The organism is Streptomyces flaveolus (assembly GCF_000716535.1).
GTDB classification, from domain to species: Bacteria; Actinomycetota; Actinomycetes; order Streptomycetales; family Streptomycetaceae; genus Streptomyces; species Streptomyces flaveolus_A.
In genome coordinates this window covers 1-17,593 of record NZ_JNWV01000019.1, presented here as the reverse complement: position 1 = coordinate 17,593, position 17,593 = coordinate 1, and the positions used below count along the sequence as shown (strand labels likewise).

Annotated in this window: 12 protein-coding genes; 7 read left to right on the top strand and 5 right to left on the bottom strand. The window is 73.3% G+C overall.

Features of this window, described 5'->3' with window-relative positions; genetic code table 11:
• Positions 1-59: 59 nt before the first annotated feature.
• Positions 60-1,805, bottom strand: coding sequence for a malto-oligosyltrehalose trehalohydrolase (treZ, locus tag OO52_RS20845; protein ID WP_030644955.1), 1,746 nt, complete (start codon positions 1,803-1,805; stop codon positions 60-62).
• 177 nt (positions 1,806-1,982) lie between these two features.
• On the opposite strand from treZ, the gene OO52_RS20840 reads away from it, so the two are divergent.
• Both OO52_RS20840 and OO52_RS20835 read left to right on the top strand, forming a co-directional pair.
• Positions 1,983-2,534, top strand: coding sequence for a DUF1707 and FHA domain-containing protein (locus tag OO52_RS20840; RefSeq protein WP_030644953.1), 552 nt, complete (start codon positions 1,983-1,985; stop codon positions 2,532-2,534).
• Positions 2,535-2,644: 110 nt separating this feature from the next.
• The gene (locus tag OO52_RS20835; RefSeq protein WP_030936847.1) at positions 2,645-3,058 is read left to right on the top strand and encodes an SSI family serine proteinase inhibitor; all 414 of its coding nucleotides are present in this window, start codon (positions 2,645-2,647) and stop codon (positions 3,056-3,058) included.
• A 462-nt stretch (positions 3,059-3,520) separates the two neighbouring features.
• Here OO52_RS20835 and OO52_RS20830 read toward each other — a convergent pair whose 3' ends face one another.
• Both OO52_RS20830 and lpdA read right to left on the bottom strand, forming a co-directional pair.
• The gene (locus OO52_RS20830) at positions 3,521-4,771 is read right to left on the bottom strand and encodes a M14 family zinc carboxypeptidase (RefSeq protein ID WP_030644949.1); all 1,251 of its coding nucleotides are present in this window, start codon (positions 4,769-4,771) and stop codon (positions 3,521-3,523) included.
• A 138-nt stretch (positions 4,772-4,909) separates the two neighbouring features.
• A complete protein-coding gene (gene lpdA, locus OO52_RS20825; protein WP_030644947.1) occupies positions 4,910-6,403 on the bottom strand; it encodes a dihydrolipoyl dehydrogenase in 1,494 nt (497 codons plus the stop codon).
• Between the two features lie 100 nt (positions 6,404-6,503).
• Here lpdA and OO52_RS20820 point away from each other — a divergent pair, with 100 nt between their 5' ends.
• A complete protein-coding gene (locus OO52_RS20820) occupies positions 6,504-7,430 on the top strand; it encodes a LysR family transcriptional regulator (RefSeq protein ID WP_030644945.1) in 927 nt (308 codons plus the stop codon).
• Between the two features lie 194 nt (positions 7,431-7,624).
• On the opposite strand, the gene treY is transcribed toward OO52_RS20820, so the two are convergent.
• The gene (treY, locus tag OO52_RS20815) at positions 7,625-9,994 is read right to left on the bottom strand and encodes a malto-oligosyltrehalose synthase (RefSeq protein ID WP_199819901.1); all 2,370 of its coding nucleotides are present in this window, start codon (positions 9,992-9,994) and stop codon (positions 7,625-7,627) included.
• 747 nt (positions 9,995-10,741) lie between these two features.
• On the bottom strand, positions 10,742-12,853 hold the full coding sequence (gene glgX / locus OO52_RS20805) for a glycogen debranching protein GlgX (protein ID WP_030644940.1): 2,112 nt from the start codon (positions 12,851-12,853) through the stop codon (positions 10,742-10,744).
• A 198-nt stretch (positions 12,854-13,051) separates the two neighbouring features.
• On the opposite strand from glgX, the gene OO52_RS20800 reads away from it, so the two are divergent.
• The 4 genes from OO52_RS20800 to OO52_RS20785 all read left to right on the top strand — a co-directional run bounded on the left by OO52_RS20800 (position 13,052) and on the right by OO52_RS20785 (position 17,500).
• Positions 13,052-13,882 (top strand): hypothetical protein, encoded by an 831-nt coding sequence (locus tag OO52_RS20800; RefSeq protein WP_030644938.1) that lies wholly within the window; start codon positions 13,052-13,054, stop codon positions 13,880-13,882.
• Between the two features lie 54 nt (positions 13,883-13,936).
• Positions 13,937-15,283 (top strand): copper amine oxidase, encoded by a 1,347-nt coding sequence (locus tag OO52_RS20795; protein WP_030644936.1) that lies wholly within the window; start codon positions 13,937-13,939, stop codon positions 15,281-15,283.
• A 116-nt stretch (positions 15,284-15,399) separates the two neighbouring features.
• Positions 15,400-16,638: an SAV2148 family HEPN domain-containing protein gene (locus OO52_RS20790; RefSeq protein WP_030644934.1), complete on the top strand. Its 1,239-nt coding sequence runs from the start codon at positions 15,400-15,402 to the stop codon at positions 16,636-16,638.
• A gap of 136 nt (positions 16,639-16,774) precedes the next feature.
• Positions 16,775-17,500 (top strand): 3'-5' exonuclease, encoded by a 726-nt coding sequence (locus tag OO52_RS20785; RefSeq protein WP_030644932.1) that lies wholly within the window; start codon positions 16,775-16,777, stop codon positions 17,498-17,500.
• Positions 17,501-17,593 lie beyond the last annotated feature (93 nt).

The window sequence follows — 17,593 nt, the reverse complement described above, 5'->3', positions numbered from 1 at the left end:
GAGCCGCCCGTGGGCCGCGGGCTTCCCAGGCCCCCTCAGAGCTGTGCCGGCACCCCCTCTCAGGGCTGGGTCAGCACCACGCACGACTCCCCGGGCACCTGGAGCAGTCCGTCCGGACCCGGCGCCTCGACCGGGGCCCAGGCCGCGAGGACCTCCACCCGGCCGGTGCCCAGCGGGATCGCGGCCGGCTCCTTGCCCAGGTTCACCGCCACCCGTACGTCACCGCGCCGGAAGGCCAGCCAGCGGGCGTCCTCGTCGTACGCGACCTTCGTGTCGGCGAGGTCCGGGTCGGTGAGGTCGGGCTGGGCATGGCGCAGCGCGATCAGTTGCCGGTACCAGGCCAGCACGCGCGCGTGCGGCTCGCGTTCCGGCTCCGACCAGTCCAGGCAGGACCGCTCGCGGGTCGCCGGGTCCTGCGGGTCCGGTACGTCCTCCTCGGCCCACCCGTGCGCGGCGAACTCCCGGCGCCTGCCCTGCCGCACCGCCTCGGCCAGCTCGGGGTCGGTGTGGTCGGTGAAGAACTGCCAGGGCGTGCCCGCCGCCCACTCCTCGCCCATGAACAGCATCGGCGTGAACGGGGCGGTCAGGGTCAGTGCGGCCGCGCAGGCCAGCAGACCGGGGGAGAGGTGGGCGGTGAGCCGGTCGCCCTGGGCGCGGTTGCCGACCTGGTCGTGGGTCTGGCTGTAGCCGAGCAGCCGGTGCCCGGCCACGCGCGCGCGGTCCAGCGGCCGGCCGTGACTGCGGCCCCGGAAGCTGGAGTACGTGCCGTCGTGGAACCAGCCGCCGGTCAGCGTCTTGGCGAGCGCGGCGAAGGAATCCCGCGCGAAGTCGGCGTAGTAGCCCTGGGACTCCCCGGTCAGCGTGGCGTGCAGGGCGTGGTGGAAGTCGTCGTTCCACTGCGCGTGCAGTCCGAGGCCGTTCTCCGCGCGCGGGGTGATGAAGCGCGGGTTGTTCATGTCCGACTCGGCGATCAGGAACAGCGGCCTGCCCACTTCCTCGGCCAGGTCGTCGACCGCCGCGGACAGCTCCTCCAGGAAGTGGCACGCGCGCGTGTCGTACAGCGTGTGCACCGCGTCAAGCCGCAGCCCGTCGATCCGGTAGTCCCGCAGCCACGCCAGCGCGCTGCCGACGAGGAACGCGCGCACCTCGTCCGAGCCGGGCGCGTCCAGGTTCACCGCCGAACCCCACGGTGTGGTGTGCGTGTCCGTGAAGTACGGCCCGAACCGGGGCAGATAGTTCCCGGTGGGCCCCAAGTGGTTGTGCACGACGTCCAGGACGACGCCCAGACCGAGTTCGTGCGCCCGGTCCACGAAGCGCTTCAGGGCCTCGGGACCGCCGTACGGCTCGTGCACGGCCCACAGCGACACGCCCTCGTAGCCCCAGCCGTGCCGCCCGGGGAAGGGGCACAGCGGCATCAACTCCACGTGCGTCACACCCAGTTCCACCAGGTGGTCCAGGCGGGCGGCGGCGGCGTCCAGGGTGCCCTCCCGGGTGTACGTGCCCACGTGCAGCTCGTACAGCACCGCGCCCGGCAGCCCGCGCCCCGCCCACCTCGACCGCCACTCGTACCGCGCGTGGTCCACGACCGCGCTCAACCCGTCCGGGCCGTCCGGCTGGCGGCGCGAGCGCGGGTCGGGCAGCACGGGGCCGTCGTCCAGCGCGAATCCGTACCGCGCGCCGTCCCCGGCCTCCGCCTCGCCCGTCCACCACCCCGCGCGCGCGGGGTCACGCGCCAACGCGCGTGTGCTGCCCTCACAATGAAGCGTCACTCGGTCTGCCTGCGGTGCCCACACCTCGAACTGCACGGACGGTTCCCCTTCGTCTGCTCACCGTGATGTCCCGCGTCTCCATCGTGCCGCCCCGGACGATCAATCCGCTCTCGAATCGGCCCTTTGCCGGCAGGTGTCGCGGAAGTACCCACGGACCGGCACCGATTCCGTGATTCCTGGACACCCGGGGTTCACTGCCCGACAATCACCAGCGTGACGTCGTCCTTCGAGTTCTCCACCTATCCCGCGCGCCTGTCCGACGCGGAGCGCGACCAGGCGCTGCGGGTGCTGCGTGACGGCGTCGCCATGGGCCGTCTCTCGCACGACACGTTCGTGCGCCGCATGGAGCTCGCGCTCGCCGCGCGCCGCTCCGACGAACTCGCCGCCCTCGTCGCCGACCTGCCCCGGGAGAACCGATTCTCCCGCGCGGTCCTCGGCACGGTGGAGGCCGTCTCCGGGTTCACCGTACGGCTGCGGCGGGCGTGGCAGGCCGAGCGGCTGCCCAAGCTGCTGCTGCCGCACCCCACGCACACCCATCCGCTGCGCATCGGCCGCGACCCCGCGAACGGGCTGCGCCTGAACCACGAGACCGTCTCCCGCGTGCACGCCGAACTCCGTCACCAGGGCGGCCTGTGGGTCCTCAGGGACCTGGGCTCGACCAACGGCACCACGGTCAACGGCCGCCGGGTGATCGGGGCGGTCGTCGTCCGCGAGGGCGACCAGGTCGCCTTCGGCAGGATGGCGTTCCGGCTCGCGGCGACCTGAGCCCTGCCCGGCCCGCCCCGTTCGAACTGGTGCGCAGACACGCGCGCGTGCGGTACCGATCGGGTGAGCCGCACTGCGGAAGGCGGGCCGCCGTGCCGATGCAACGGGGCATGACGTACATCACCAGAGCGGCAGCGGCGGCCGGCGCCCTGCTGGCCGCCGCCGGCCTCCTCACCGCGGGCCCGGCCCGGGCAGCCTCCCGTGACGTCCTCCCGGGCAACTGGCTCTATGTGACGGTCACCAAGGGCGACGCCCGGTCCAGCGACACCCGCGGCACGCTGCTGCTGTGCGAGCCGCCCCAGGGCCACGCGCGCGCGGCGGAGGCCTGCGCGGAACTGGCCGCCGCCGACGGTGCCATCGACCGCATCCCCGCCAAGCAGGTCTTCTGCCCGATGATCTTCGCCCCGGTGACGGCCCACGCGCGCGGACGGTGGAACGGCCGGTCGGTCGACTTCCAGGACACCTACACCAGCGTTTGCGTCATGAGGGCACGGACGGGGTCCGTGTTCGCCCTGGACGGCTGACGGGCGGCCTACGGGCAGGCGGGGCGGTCCGGTACGCCCCGGTGGCGTGAGCCGGTGCCGGGGAGCGCGTGGGCGGTGCCGAAGGTGGTGCGGGCCGTACTCGGGGCGCCTTGGGTGGGCGCGGGGGCGGCGTGGGCGTGCTGGAGGTGGTGCGGGCGGCGCCCGGGATGCCGTGGGCGGGTGCGGGGGCGGCGTGGGCGTGCCGGAGGTGGTGCCGGCGCGGGCGTGGCGTGGGCGGTGCGCGGCTCGCGCCCCCGTCCGGTCCGCGCGCCGGGTTACGCGGTCTGCTCCGCGCGGGATTGGCCAGCCTGCTCGGCGCGCCGGCTCGGGGCTGTTCCGGCCCGTCTGTCGGCTCACGCGGCCTGGTCTGGACTCTGCTCGCTGTCGGCTTACGCGGCCTGGTCTGGGCTCCTGGCCGCCAGTCGGCTCACGCGGTCCGGTCAGGGCTCCTCGCCTGTCGGCTCATGCCGCCTGGTCGCGGGCCTGCTGTGCGGCCACCAGTACCGTCCGGGACTGGTGCTCCACCTGGTGCTCCAACGGCACCCAGCGGGCCCGGAACCGTTCCGCGAAGGCGTCGCACCAGGCGGCGACGAGCTGTTCCAGGCGCGGCGCCGCCCTGTCGTCCGCCTCCCGCAGCACCCGCAGCAGCATCGCCGCGGCCCGCAGCGGCAGCCGTCGTCCGAACGCGTCCACACTGCCGACGTACGCCATCGTCGTGGCCGCCGGAGACGTGTGGGTCCAGTCCTCCGCGAGCCCCGGGATCAGCTCCAGCGCCCATTGCGCGGCCCGCATCAGCGGCCCGTCCACGCCCTCCAGCCGGGGCAGCGCCTCGGCGAGGATCCGCTCGACCTCCCGCGCGTCCCGCAGCAGCCGCGTGGCCAGGCGCCGCATGGCCGCCTCCGGTGCCGGGTGCGGCGCCGGGTCGTCGACCAGGTCGCTGGCCCACATCGGCACCTCCACCACGGCCGTCAGACCGCCGTACCGGTGCGCGTGGTACCAGGTGCTGTGCCGGGCGTCGTCCGGGAGGCTCGGGTAGGCCACGCCCGTCTCCGGGCCGGGCATCACGTGCACACCGGGTCCGGAGGCCGGCCAGCCCGCCGCGTCCGAGGCCCCCGTCTCCACCGGGATGTGCAGCTCGGCCGCCGACTTGGCGAACGGCTCGGCGAGGCCCGGCACGTCCTTGGTCAACTGCACCCAGCTTCCGCCCAGATCGGTGCCGTGCAGGGTCACCTGGAGATACGGGCGCAGTTCGTCTATGACCCCGGTCAGCGTCCGGGTCTCGGGCGGCAGCCGGTCCGGCGGCAGCACCGACGGCGACCACTCCGGCTGCTCCGCGCCCGTGGGCCGGTAGAAGCCGAGGTGGTAGTCGAGCAGGCTGCGCGGCGCCGGGGTCACATGCAGACTCGCGCCGTCCGGGTCCGCGCACAGCAGGAAGTGCCAGGAGGTGCCCGTCCGCAACTCGCGTTCGGCCAGCACCCTTTCGGCGAGCACCCGCAGGGTGGAACCGCCCGTCGGCTCGTTGGCGTGCGCGCCCGCCACCACGAGCACCGCCCGGGGGGCGTGTCCCACCGACAGCAGGTGCAAGGGTCTCCCCGCGCGCGAGACGCCCACCTGACGCAGCGCGCACAGCCCGGGTTCCTTAGCCGCCAACGCCCGAGCGGCGGCGACCAGTTCGGGAACGCTGGGATAGCGCAGCTCCGGCACTGGACTCACCCCCGACTTGTCCGCCCGGCTTCGCACCTCCCAGTCCCCCACGCGACGGGTGAACTGTCAAGCATGCGGCGGGGGAGGCTCCCGGGGGCGGCCGGACGCGGGGGCACGCCCCCGTGCGGGCCCCTGCCTTCCGTGAGCTCACTGCTGGTGCAGGCCGCGTCCCGCGAGCGTCAGGAACACCTCGCCCACCGCCTCCGACAGGGTGGGGTGCGCGTGCACATGCCGGGCCACGTCCGAGGGCTCGGCGTCCCAGCCGACGACGAGCTGTCCCTCGGCGATCATCTCCGACACGTTCGGGCCGACCAGGTGGACGCCGAGCACCTGCCCGCCGCCGGCCTCCGCCACGACCTTCACCATGCCGCCCTGGCCGTGCACCATCCCCTTGGCGACGGCGGTCAGCGGCATCGTGTTGACGTCGACCTCGTGCCCACGCGCGCGAGCCTCGGCCTCGCCCAGCCCCACCGAGGCGGTCTGCGGCGAGGAGTACGTCACCCGGGGTACGGCCGCGTAGTCCACCGGCGGCGACTCCAGCCCGGCCGCGGTCTCGGCCACCAGCAGGCCCTCCGCGAACGAGGCGTGGGCGAGGCCGAGCGAGGGCGGTGGCAGCAGGTCGCCGACGACGTGGACGCCGGGCACGGCGGTCTCCAGCCGGTCCCAGTCCGCCGGTACGACGAACCCCCGCTCGTCCGTCGTCAGCCCGGCCGCGTCCAGGCCCAGGCCGTCGGTGACGGGAGCCCGGCCGACGGCCACCAGCAGCCGCTCCGCCGTCACCGTCCGGGTCTCTCCCCGCGCGGTCCGCACGCGCGCGCGTACGCCGTTCTCCAGCAGCTCCGCGTCCAGCAGCCGCGCGCCGGCCTGCACATCGATCCCACGCTTCTTCAGGCCGCGCGTCAGGTGCCGGCTGACGTCGGCGTCCTCCAGCGGCACGATCCGGTCGGCGGCCTCCACCAGGGTGACCTCGGCGCCCATGGACCGGTGGAAGGAGGCGTACTCCACCCCGATCGCGCCCCCGCCCAGCACCAGGACCGACGCCGGGAGCCCCGGTGCGAACAGGGCGTCGTCGCTCGTCACCACGCGCCGTCCGTCCGGATCGAGCCCCGGGAGCGTGCGCGGGCGGGAGCCGGTCGCGAGGACGAGCGCACGGCGCGCGGTGAGATCAAGCACGCCCGGCGCGCTGCCGGTACGCACGCCGGGCGAACCCTCCGTACGCCCGCCCGGCGCACGGTCCGTACCCACGCTCTCCACCCGTACCGTGCGTGCCCCTGTCAGCCGTGCGCTGCCCCGGACCACCCGCACGCCCGCGTGGGCGAGATGCGCCTCGACCCCCTTGTGGTTGCGCGCCACGATGTCGTCCCGTGTGGCCACCAGCGCCCCCCAGTCCACGGAGTCCACGGTCGCCTTCACGCCCCAGCGCTCGCGGGCCTCGGCGACCCCGTCGACCAGCTCGGCGGCGTGCAGCATCGCCTTGCTGGGGATGCAGCCCCGGTGCAGGCACGTTCCGCCGACCTTGTCGCGTTCGACGAGGGTGACGTCCAGGCCCAGGTGGGCGGCGCGCAGGGCGGTGCTGTAGCCGCCGGTGCCGCCGCCGATGACGATCACGTCGGATGTGTTGATGCCCATGTCGATGGTCATGGCATCCACCCTCCGTCCGCCCCTTGCCATGAGTCCAAGGCAATGTTCTTGTGGGCTCCATGCACAGTCTTCATGGGAGGACGGGGAGGGGTTCGGGGACGTGAGCCTGCGCCAGATGGAGTACTTCGTGACGGTCGTGCAGGAGGCGTCGTTCACGCGCGCGGCGGACGCCCTGCACGTCACCCAGTCCGCGCTCTCGCACCAGATCAAGGCACTGGAGAAGTCGGTAGGCGGCGCCCTGCTGGAGCGCCTGCCCCGGGGCGTGTGCCTCACCCCGATGGGCCGCGCCTTCCTGCCGCACGCGGAACTCGCCGTCCGCAGCGCGGCCCAGGCCCGCCGCGCGGCCCGGGCCACCGCCGGCGCCGAGGGCGGCGAGCTGCATGTCGCGGCGCTGCACTCCATCGCGGTCGGCACCCTGCCCGACGTCTTCGCCCGCTGGCGCGCGGCTCACCCCCGGGTCCTGCTCCGCCTGCACGAGTACGCCACCGCCGAGGCCCTGGAGGAGGCGGTGCAGCGCGGCACCGCCGACCTCGCCGTCGGCCCCGAGCCGGCCGGGCGGCCGGGCACCGTCGTGCCCGTCGGCGAGGAGGAGGTCGTCCTCGTCGTGCCGTTCGACGACCGGCTCGCGGGGCGTACGACGGTCACGCTCCCGGAACTCGCCGACCACGCCTGGGTCCGCTGCGCCATGGAACCCGTCGTGCGCGGCGAACGCTTCCTCGACTGGGCCTGCGGGAACGCCGGGTTCCGGCCCCGGACCGCCGTATGGACCGAGCACACCTCGACGGCCGTCCGCATGGCCGCCGCAGGCGTCGGGGTGTGCGCCGCGCCCGCCCACATCGTGCGGGGCGCCGTCGGGGAGGACTGCGTGGTCCTCACCCCCGACCCGCCCTGGAAACGCTCCCTGACCGTCTACGCGCGCGTGCCGCCCACGGGCGCCGCCGCGGCCTTCGTGGAGCTGCTGAGCGCGGCCTGGCCACCCCTGAGCCCCGACGGCCCGCACGAGAACTGCGAGCCGCCCGCGGCGTGACGACGTGCGTGCCGCACAGCTGAGTGCCGGGAAGCTGTGTGCCGGGAAGCTGTGTGCCGGGTGCCGCGCGGCCGCCGGCTGGGCAACCGCGTGCCGTACGACCGCCTGCCGAGCGGCCGTACGGCGGACGAACAGCCGCCCGCCGAGAGGCCCTTCGTCCCACCGCCCGCTGGTCCCCCCCCGCCCCGGCGCCCTCAGTCCTCCGCCACCCGTTCCAGCAGTGCCACCGGCAGCCGGTCCAGGAGGTCCGCCACGGACACCTGGCCGGTGAACTCCCGGCCCGGGGTGAGGACGTCCGTCCAGCGGCCCGGCGGGAGCGGGAGACGGGTGTCCCGCCAGCCGCCCGCCTCCGCGAGCCGCAGGGAGAGCCGGGTCACCGCCGTGACCACCGACCCGGAGCGGGCGAACGCCAGGCAGTGGTCGGCCGCCTGGCCCTCGGCCGTCAGCGGTTCGTACGACGCGTCCGCGCCGAAGGCCTCCGGGCGCCGGGCGCGCAGCCGCAGCGCCGCCGCCGTCAGCGCCTCCTTCTCGCCGGGCGCCTCCGGCGGGAACGCCACCGGCCGCCGGTTGTCCGGGTCCACCAGGGCCCGGTACTCGCCCTCCGTGCCCTGGTACACGTCCGGCACCCCCGGCATCGTCAGATGGACCAGCGCGGTGCCGAGGACATTGGCCCGCACGTACGGCTCCAGTGCCTTCCGGAACGCCGCCACGCGCTCGCCGGGCGGCCCGCACGGCCCGGCCGCGACGAAGGACGCCACCGCCTCCTCGTACGGCGGTTCCTGCTCCGTCCAGCTGGTGTACATGCCCGCCTCGCGCACATGCTTCAACAGCGCCTGCTGGACCCGTTCCTCCTCCGCCGGACCCAGCCCGAACACCGTCTGCCAGGCAGCCCAGGCCAGCTGTCCGTCCGGCACGCCCTCCTCGGGCAGGGTCACCTCGGCGAGCAGTTCCGCCCAGCGGGCCGGGCACTCGGTGAGCACCGCCAGCGCGGCGCGCACGTCCGCGCTCCGCTTGGTGTCGTGCGTGGAGACGACCGTGCCGGTGAGCGGCCAATCGCGCTGCACGCGCGCGCAGTACGCGTGGAACTCCTCCGCGGACACCCCCGGGCTGCCCGGATCGCCGCCCACCTCGATGGCCGACAGCAGCGGCACGTAGCGGTAGAACGCCGTGTCCTCCACCGACTTGGCGCGCAACGCCGACGCGGTCTGCGCGAACCGGGTGCGGAACTCCACCCGGTCGGCGTGGTCAGGCGCCGACGGGTCACCGGGCGGCTCGACCAGCAGCCGGCGCACGACGCCGACGGCCTCGGCCTCCTCCGGCACCACGAAGGCCAGCCGGGCCTCCTCGGCGGCCCCCTCGGTGATCACGGCGGACGCGTCACCGGAGGCGTACGGCCGGTAGACCCGCATCCGGACCAGCAGCTCCTCCACGGCCGTGCGCAGCGCCCAGGGCGCGCGGTCGCGCAGCGAGAGGTCGGGCGAGGCGGCGCACAGCCGGGCCGCCACCCGGGTGAGCCGGTCCGTCTCGGTGGCCAGCTCGTGCGTGAGCACCTTGTACGCGGCCCGCCGGACCGTGGCCTCCCAGTTCCCGCCCCGGTCCGTCTGCGGCGCCGCGAAGGCCCGGTAGCGGCCGAGCAGTTCGTACGCCCCCGTGCGGTCCGTGAACAGGCCGTCGACGTGCCGCAGGGCGTCGTAGCCCGTGGTGCCCGCGACGGGCCAGGAGGCCGGCAGGTGCTCGCCGTCGGCCAGGATCTTCTCCACGACCGTCCAGCGCCCGCCGGTCGCCTCGTGCAGCCGCGCGAGATAGCCGTCGGGGTCGGCGAGCCCGTCGGGATGGTCGATCCGCAACCCGTCGAACAGGCCCTCCGCCAGCAGCCGCAGGATCGTGCCGTGGGTGGCGTCGAAGACCTCCGGATCCTCCACCCGCACCCCGATCAGCTCCGAGATGCTGAAGAACCGCCGGTAGTTCAGCTCGGTTCGGGCCAGCCGCCACCACACCGGGCGGTACCACTGGGCGTCCAGCAGCTCGGACAGCGGCAGGTGCTCGGTGCCGGGGCGGAGCGGGAAGGCGTGGTCGTGGTAGCGCAGCACCTCACCGTCGACCACGAGGTGTGCCAGCTCCGAGCCGACCGGGCCGCCGAGCACCGGCAGCAGCACCCGGCCGCCCTGCGCCTCCCAGTCGATGTCGAACCAGCGCGCGTACGGCGAGCCGGGCCCATCGCGCAGCACCTCCCACAGGGCCGGGTTGTGCCGGGGGGCCAGCGCCATGTGGTTCGGCACGATGTCCACCACCAGGCCGAGGCCGTGCTCGTGCGCCGTGCGCGCCAGCGCGCGCAACCCCTCCTCGCCGCCCAGCTCCGCGCGCACGCGCGTGGGGTCCACGACGTCGTAACCGTGCGCGGAGCCCGGGACGGCCTCCAGGACGGGGGACAGATGCAGGTGCGAGACGCCGAGCGACGCCAGGTACGGTACGGCCGCTTCGGCGGCGGCGAACGGGAACGCGGGCTGGAGCTGCAGCCGGTAGGTGGCCGTGGGCACCCCCGGTCCGGGTCGCGCAGAAGTCATGGGAACCTACGTACCCCGCTCGCCGTCTTTCGTGTCATCGACCTCTGCCCGGATCACGCACGCGTGTCTGGCACCGAGCGGTGGGAGCGACCGGAAGCGGGAGCGGCGGCGCCCATGGGACACCTGCCGCCGGGTGCTCGGCCTGCCGGGACCGCTGCCGCCGCCGTGCCCGTCCCACCTGGGCCGGCCGCCGACGGCGACCGTCCGTTTCGGCAGTGTGCTGCCTGTCGCCGGCACGAGCCGTTCCCTCGGCACGGCCGGCCCGACCGCCGGCATGCTCCCGCTCGGCCAGGTGGCCGGGTGCGCCCCCGGCAAGCGGCTGGTGGACCGGCACGGCCGGCGGACGGCGCTGCTCCGCTCTCGCTTGCCGCCGCGCTCACGGGGCGGCCGGCACCCTCCTGGGAGCCGCCGAGGGCGCAGCGGCCAAGCCCTCACGCCGGCCGTCACCAGTCGCCGCGCCAACCCTCTCCGTGGCGAGCACCGCGGCGGCGCTCGCCTGGGGTACGGCCCTGACGTCCCGCCCCGCCCCCCCCGCGCGGCCCGTACCGGTTCCCTGGCCGACGGGCAGCCCCTCGCGCTCGCCCTCGCCGGCCGCCCACTCCAAACGCCGCTCCCCGCGCGCGCCGCGTCCGCGCACCCGCCACGCGCGCGTACGAGACGTTCCTCCCACGCGCGCGTACGGCACGGTTCCTCCTCCGCGCGCCTACGGAGCGACCCCCCGCACGCGCGCGGGCCGCACGCCTCTTCCTACGCCGGTCGTTGCAGCACGGCCAGGCTGCGGTCCGCCAAGGTGATGCGGTCGCCGGCCGCCACCTTCGCGCCCGCTCCCGGTGGTACCCCTTCCGGACGGGCCGTGTCGACGACCACCTGCCACTGGCGGCCGTGGTCGACCGGCACGAGGAAGTCCAGCGGCGCGGGGGAGGCGTTGAACATCAGCAGGAAGGAGTCGTCGGTGATGCGTTCCCCGCGCGGGCCCGGCTCGGAGATGGCGTTGCCGTTCAGGAACACGGTCAGCGCGGACGCCTGCGCCGAGTTCCAGTCCCGTTGGGTCATCTCGCCGCCCTCGGGGGTGAACCAGGCGATGTCGGACAGCTCGTCGTGGGTGCCCTCCACCGGACGGCCGTGGAAGAAGCGGCGCCGGCGCAGGACGGGATGGTCGCGGCGCAGCCACACCATCGCGCGCGTGAACTCCAGCAGGTCGCTCTCCAGGGACTCCGGCCAGTCCACCCAGGACAGCTCGTTGTCCTGGCAGTAGGCGTTGTTGTTGCCGTGCTGGGTGCGCGCGAACTCGTCGCCGTGGCTGATCATCGGCACGCCCTGGGACAGCATCAGCGTGGCGATGAAGTTCCGCATCTGCCGCGCGCGCAGCCGCAGTACCTCCGAATCGTCGGTCTCGCCCTCCGCCCCGCAGTTCCACGACCGGTTGTGGCTCTCGCCGTCCCGGTTGTCCTCGCCGTTGGCGGTGTTGTGCTTCTCGTTGTACGAGACGAGGTCGTGCAGCGTGAAGCCGTCGTGGCAGGTGACGAAGTTGATCGAGGCCAGCGGGCGGCGGCCGTCGTCCTGGTAGAGGTCGGAGGAGCCGGTCAGCCGGGAGGCGAACTCGGCGAGCGTGCGCTGCTCGCCCCGCCACAGGTCCCGGACCGTGTCCCGGTACTTGCCGTTCCACTCGGTCCACAGCGGCGGGAAGTTGCCCACCTGGTAGCCGCCCTCGCCCACGTCCCAGGGCTCGGCGATCAGCTTCACCTGGGAGACCACCGGGTCCTGCTGCACCAGGTCGAAGAACGACGACAGCCGGTCCACCTCGTGGAACTGCCGGGCCAGGGTCGCCGCGAGGTCGAAGCGGAAGCCGTCGACGTGCATCTCGGTGACCCAGTACCGCAGCGAGTCCATGATCAGCTGGAGCACGTGCGGGGACCGCATGAGCAGCGAGTTCCCGGTCCCCGTGGTGTCCATGTAGTAGCGCGGGTCCTCCGTCAGCCGGTAGTACGACGGGTTGTCGATGCCCTTGAAGGACAGCGTCGGACCCAGGTGGTTGCCCTCGGCGGTGTGGTTGTAGACCACGTCCAGGATGACCTCGATCCCGGCCTCGTGCAGCGCCCGGACCGCCGACTTGAACTCCAGCACCTGCTGGCCGCGGTCGCCCCAGGAGGCGTACGCGTTGTGCGGCGCGAAGAAACCGATGGTGTTGTAGCCCCAGTAGTTGTTCAAACCCATGTCGACCAGCCGGTGGTCGTTCACGAACTGGTGTACGGGCATCAGTTCGAGCGCGGTCACCCCGAGCTTGGTCAGGTGTTCGATGATCGCCGGATGGGCGAGGGCCGCGTAGGTGCCGCGCAGTTCCTCGGGGAGCCCGGGATGACGCATGGTCAGGCCCTTGACGTGGGCCTCGTAGATCACCGTGTGGTGGTACTCGGTGCGCGGCGGGCGGTCGTCGCCCCAGTCGAAGTACGGGTTGATCACCACCGAGGTCATGGTGTGCGGCGCCGAGTCCAGGTCGTTGCGCCTCTCGGGCGCGCCGAAGTGGTAGCCGTACACCTCCTCGCCCCACCGGACCGACCCGCTGATCGCCTTCGCGTACGGGTCGAGCAGCAGCTTCGCGGAGTTGCAGCGCAGCCCGCGTCCGGGGTCGTACGGGCCGTGCACCCGGAACCCGTACCGTTGTCCCGGCATCACGCCCGGCACGTACGCGTGCCGCACGAACGCGTCGCTCTCGCGCAGTTCCACCGCCGTCTCTGAGCCGTCGTCGTGCAGCAGACACAGCTCTACTCGGTCCGCGGCCTCCGTGAAGACCGCGAAGTTGGTTCCGGCGCCGTCATAGGTGGCGCCGAGCGGATACGCCTCTCCAGGCCAGACCTGCATGGATACGACTCTCCCAGGTGTGCCGTCCGCCGGGGGCCGCCTTGCCCCCGAGTCTCGTCCGAAAGTGAGGCAACCTCCCGTGGCTCACGCGCCCTCTTATCCGGTGACCAGTGCGCACGGCGGTTCTGGTACCCGCCGTGCGCCGAACCAGCGGGGCAGATACGTACTCCCGGGGATCAGGGGGAGTAGGGGGAGAATGTGCGTGAGACAGTCCACCGCCATCTGGGCAAAGTACTGACCGGTGCGGCCCTCGCGGCGGCGGGGACCGCCGCGATGGTCGCGGTCACCTTGCCGGGCACGGCGGGAGCGGACGAATCCGGAGGGGCCGGCGGCGGCACGCGGGCCGCGGGGCAGGCCGGGCAGGCCGGGCAGGCCGGGCAGGGCCCGGACGCCGCGCCGCCCGGGGTCGTGGAGCAGGCACCCGCCGAGGAGAAGCAGGGCACGGGCCGTGACCCGCTCACCGACGACGAGTTGCGGCGGGTCGAGAAGATCGCCGCTGCGGGACGGCTTTCGGCCACGGCCCGGGACGTCGACGGCGACCGCGGACCCCAGCGGCTGAGCGTCGACCTCGCCGAGCCGGAGGCCGCCGAGGCGGACGACCCGAACGCGCCACGGCGCGCGGACGTGACCTTCTACGACTACGGGAACGACACACTCGTCACCAGGACCGTCAACCTGCGGACCGGGAAGGTCGAGCGGACCGGCACCCAGCGCGGCGTCCAGCCGCCGCCCAGCCGCGCCGAGAACGCCGAGGCGGCCCGCATCCTGATCGCGGACCCGCTGGGCGCGGGACTCAAGGCGGACTACAAGGACGCCACCGGCAAGGCGCTCACCTCGCCGGACCAGCTGGAGCTGAGCGGCGGGATCTACGAGGCCTCGCCGGGCGCCCAGCCGGCGGTGCTCGACAAGTGCGGCGTCCACCGGTGCGTGCGGCTGTTCTCCAAGGTCCGCAACGGGCCGTGGATCGACACCAGGGACCTCGTGATCGACCTGAGCGCCCGCAAGGCCGCCGCCCTCGACCGCGGCTGACCGGCCGCCGCCCGACCTTCACACCCGTACCTCCGGTAAGGGAGTCACCTCTTCATGCCCGAAAAGCACCTGTCCGGCGCAGTCCGGCCGCGCGCCCTCGGCCGCACCGCCCGCAAGACCGCGGCCCTCGGAGTGTCCCTGGCCGCGCTGGCCGCCGGCGCGACGACGCTCGCCGGTCCGGCCGCCGCCCGGCCGCAGACCGCCCCGGCCGCGGCGGCGGCCGGCTGCAGCGCCGCCTACACGATCGAACAGAAGCTGACCACCGGCACGACCTGGCGGATGTGCTGGCGCTACGACAGCAAGGCCGGCCTCGTCCTGGAGAACGTCTCCTACCAGCCCAAGGGCGAGGCCAAGCCGATCAAGGTCCTCAACAGCGCCAGACTCGGCCAGATCCACGTCCCGTACGACGACGGGAAGCACGAGTACTACGACCTGACGGGCCAGGACTTCGCCCAGGAGCTGATGGAGCTGTCGCCGGGCGAGTGCCCCGGCGGCACCATCAAGACCGTCAAGGTCCCGGACGGCGACCCGCGCCACCCGAATGTCAAGGGCCTGTGCACGACCACCCGTTCGCGTGGCCACGCCTACCGCATGCACGACATCTTCCAGTCGGGCAAGACCTACCAGCAGCAGGGCAAGGACCTGCTGGTCTACACGGTCAACCAGGTCGGCTGGTACGAGTACATCACCGAGTGGCGCTTCCAGGACGACGGCACGATCAACATGAACGTCGGCGCGACCGGCAGCCTCTCCTTCGAGGACTACAACGCCCAGGACGGACGCGGCTGGCCCATCGGCAAGGGCGCCCGGGACTACGCCACCAGCCACAGCCACAACGTCTTCTGGCGGCTCGACTTCGGCCTCGACGGCTCGTCGAAGACGAAGGTCGAGCAGTACGACTCCACCGTCAGCGCCCCCGCCGGGCGGGAGGGCCCGACCGCCAGGACCACCCGCACCAAGGTCGGCAAGGAACTGGGGGGCGACTACAAGACCTACCGCTGGTGGCGGGTGGTCAGCGCCACCGGCAAGAACAAGGACGGGCACGCCCGTTCCTACGAGCTGGTCCCCGGGCCCACCACCAAGTACCCGGGCCGCAGCTTCACCAAGCACGACATGTACGTCACCGAGTACGACAAGTGCGAGCTGTTCGCCAGCAACAACCCGACGTGCGCGGCCGGCCACGCGAAGTCCGTGGACAAGTGGGTGAGCGGCCAGGCCCTCACCCACCCCGTGGTCTGGGTGAACGTCGGTTTCCACCACATCGCCCGGGACGAGGACCAGCAGCCCATGCCCGTGCACTGGCAGGGCTTCTCCATCGCCCCGCGGGACGTCACGGCTATGAATCCGCTCACTCCGAAGGAGTTGGCATGGGAGAACGGACACTGGGAATGGCGTAGTTGAGCACAGCGGTCCGGAAACCGACCTGTCCATCCGGCTGCACCGCCGACCGCTCGCGGAGTACCCTTCCTTGATCGTTGAGACGGGAAAGGCCCGGGGGAGCGGAAGGCGGTGCACGGGTGGGCTCGGGAGGGCTGGAGCTGCCTCCTGGTGACGAGGGTCACGAGGGGAACTCCACAGACGTCCCGCCCGGCGCGGTGTCCCTGGCCCGGCCGATGGACGCGGGTTCCATCGGTCCGGAGCTGGACTGGGACACCGACGCCTGGCGCGAGGTGCGCACCCGCGCCCAGCGGGCCGGCCGGGCCTACATCTGGCTGAACCTCGTCGAACAGCGGCTGCGCGCCGTCGTGGCGGCCGTGCTGCGGCCCATCTACGAACCCGTCCACGGCGACGAGTGGGTGGTGGCCGCGGCCGGCCCGGCCGGGCAGGAGTGGGTGCAGCGCGCGGTCGCCGTCCGCGAAGTCAGCCGCCGCAAGGGCTACTTGCTCGACCCGGCCGACGACAACGTGCTCAGCTTCCTCACCCTGCCCCAGCTGCGCGAACTGGTGGTCCAGCACTGGCCGTGCTTCGAACCGTACTTCGACGAGCGCCGGGACCTCGAACTCGCCCTGGACGAGCTGGAGGTCACCCGCAACGTCGTCTCCCGCAACCGGGCCCTGTCCGAGGCGGTCCTCAGCCAGGCCGAGCGGGCCTCCGCCCGGCTGCTGGAGATGCTCGGTGCGGGCGGTGACGTCCCCTCGGCGCGCCGGCTCCCCGTCGACGCGGTCGAGGACCTGGTCGGCGACCGGTACGCCGACGTCGTCGCCGTCCACGCCGACCGGGTGCGGCTGCTGCGCCAGTTCCCGGCCGAGGACATCTTCGGCGGCGCCCGACGGCTCGACGCCATCGGCATCGGCCTGAACCTGCTGGTGCAGAACTTCTCCGGGCGGCGCCTGGTCCGGCTCGCCGAGGGCGGCTGCCGGGTACGGCTGCTCTTCCTCAACCCGGCCTCCAGCTCGGTCAAGCGCCGAGAACGCGAACTCGGGATGAAGCGGGGCGAACTGAGCCGCTCGGTCGAGATGAACATCCTGCACATGCGCCGGGTGCGGTCCCGGCTGCGCGGCCCCGGCGCGTTCGAGATCCAGGTGTACGACGAGACGCCCCGCTTCACCGCCTACCTGGTGGACGGCGACGGCGCCGACGGCGTCGCCGTGGTGCAGTCCTATCTGCGCGGGGCGCGGGGGATGGAGTCGCCGGTGCTGGTGCTCCGCAACGGCAGCCGACTGGTCAAGTCGGATGATGTGGGCGAAGTCGGGCTCTTCCCCACATACCGCGAGGAATTCGAGCTGGCTTGGGCGGATTCGCGCCCGGTGTCCTGAACGGTCGGGGCCGGATGGGAGGCCGGGCACGGGCCGGTGCGGGGCCGGAAAGCGGAACGCTGTCGTCTGATTGTCAGTGCCGCGTGCGAGGGTGGAGGCCACTGGGGGAAAGCACCACCAAGAAGGGGGGCCGCCCATGGGCTGGCACCAGGAGCTGCTGATCGGCTTCGACCTGGAGACGACCGGGACCGATCCGCGCGAGGCGCGCATCGTCACGGGCGCCGTGATCGAGGTCAAGGCCGGTGAGCCCATGGGGCGCCGGGAATGGCTGGCCGATCCGGGCGTGGAGATCCCGGCCGACGCGGTCGCCGTGCACGGCATCAGCAACGAACGCGCGACGGCCGAGGGCCGTCCGGCGGACCAGGTGGCCGACGCCATCGCCGACGTCCTGGCGTCCTACTGGAAGACGGGCGTTCCGGTCGTCGCCTACAACGCGGCGTTCGACCTCACCCTGCTCTCGGCGGAACTGCGGCGCCACGGTCTGCCGTCCCTGACCGACCGGCTGGGCGGCACCCACCCCGCCCCGGTCATCGACCCGTACACCATCGACCGCTGGGTCGACCGCTACCGCCGCGGCAAACGGAACCTGGAGGCGGTCTGCGCCGAGTACGGCATAGTCCTCGACGCGGCCCACAACGCCACCGCCGACGCCCTCGCCGCGGCCCGGCTCGCGTCCGCGATAGCCGACCGCCACCCGAAGATAGCGTCCCTGGGCCCGGCGGAACTGCACCGCCGCCAGATCGAGTGGTACGCGCAGTGGGCGGCGGACTTCCAGGCGTTCCTGCGGCGCAAGGGGGAGGCGGACGCGGTGGTCGACGGCCGGTGGCCGCTGCGGGAGCTGACCGAGGGCCAGCCCGCCTAGGCAGTGTCTTCAAATGATCTTGAGTGGTGGATCATGGACGGGTGATACGTCGCCATGAACTGTCCGATGCCGAGTGGGAGTTCGTCCGGCCGT

Bases quoted from the DNA above. Each gene is read 5' to 3' on its own strand.
- OO52_RS20795 (WP_030644936.1), top strand. From the start codon at position 13,937: ATGCCCGAAAAGCACCTGTCCGGCGCAGTCCGGCCGCGCGCCCTCGGC.
- OO52_RS20835 (WP_030936847.1), top strand. From the start codon at position 2,645: ATGACGTACATCACCAGAGCGGCAGCGGCGGCCGGCGCCCTGCTGGCC.
- OO52_RS20785 (WP_030644932.1), top strand. From the start codon at position 16,775: ATGGGCTGGCACCAGGAGCTGCTGATCGGCTTCGACCTGGAGACGACC.
- glgX (WP_030644940.1), bottom strand. From the start codon at position 12,853: ATGCAGGTCTGGCCTGGAGAGGCGTATCCGCTCGGCGCCACCTATGAC.
- treY (WP_199819901.1), bottom strand. From the start codon at position 9,994: ATGACTTCTGCGCGACCCGGACCGGGGGTGCCCACGGCCACCTACCGG.
- lpdA (WP_030644947.1), bottom strand. From the start codon at position 6,403: ATGACCATCGACATGGGCATCAACACATCCGACGTGATCGTCATCGGC.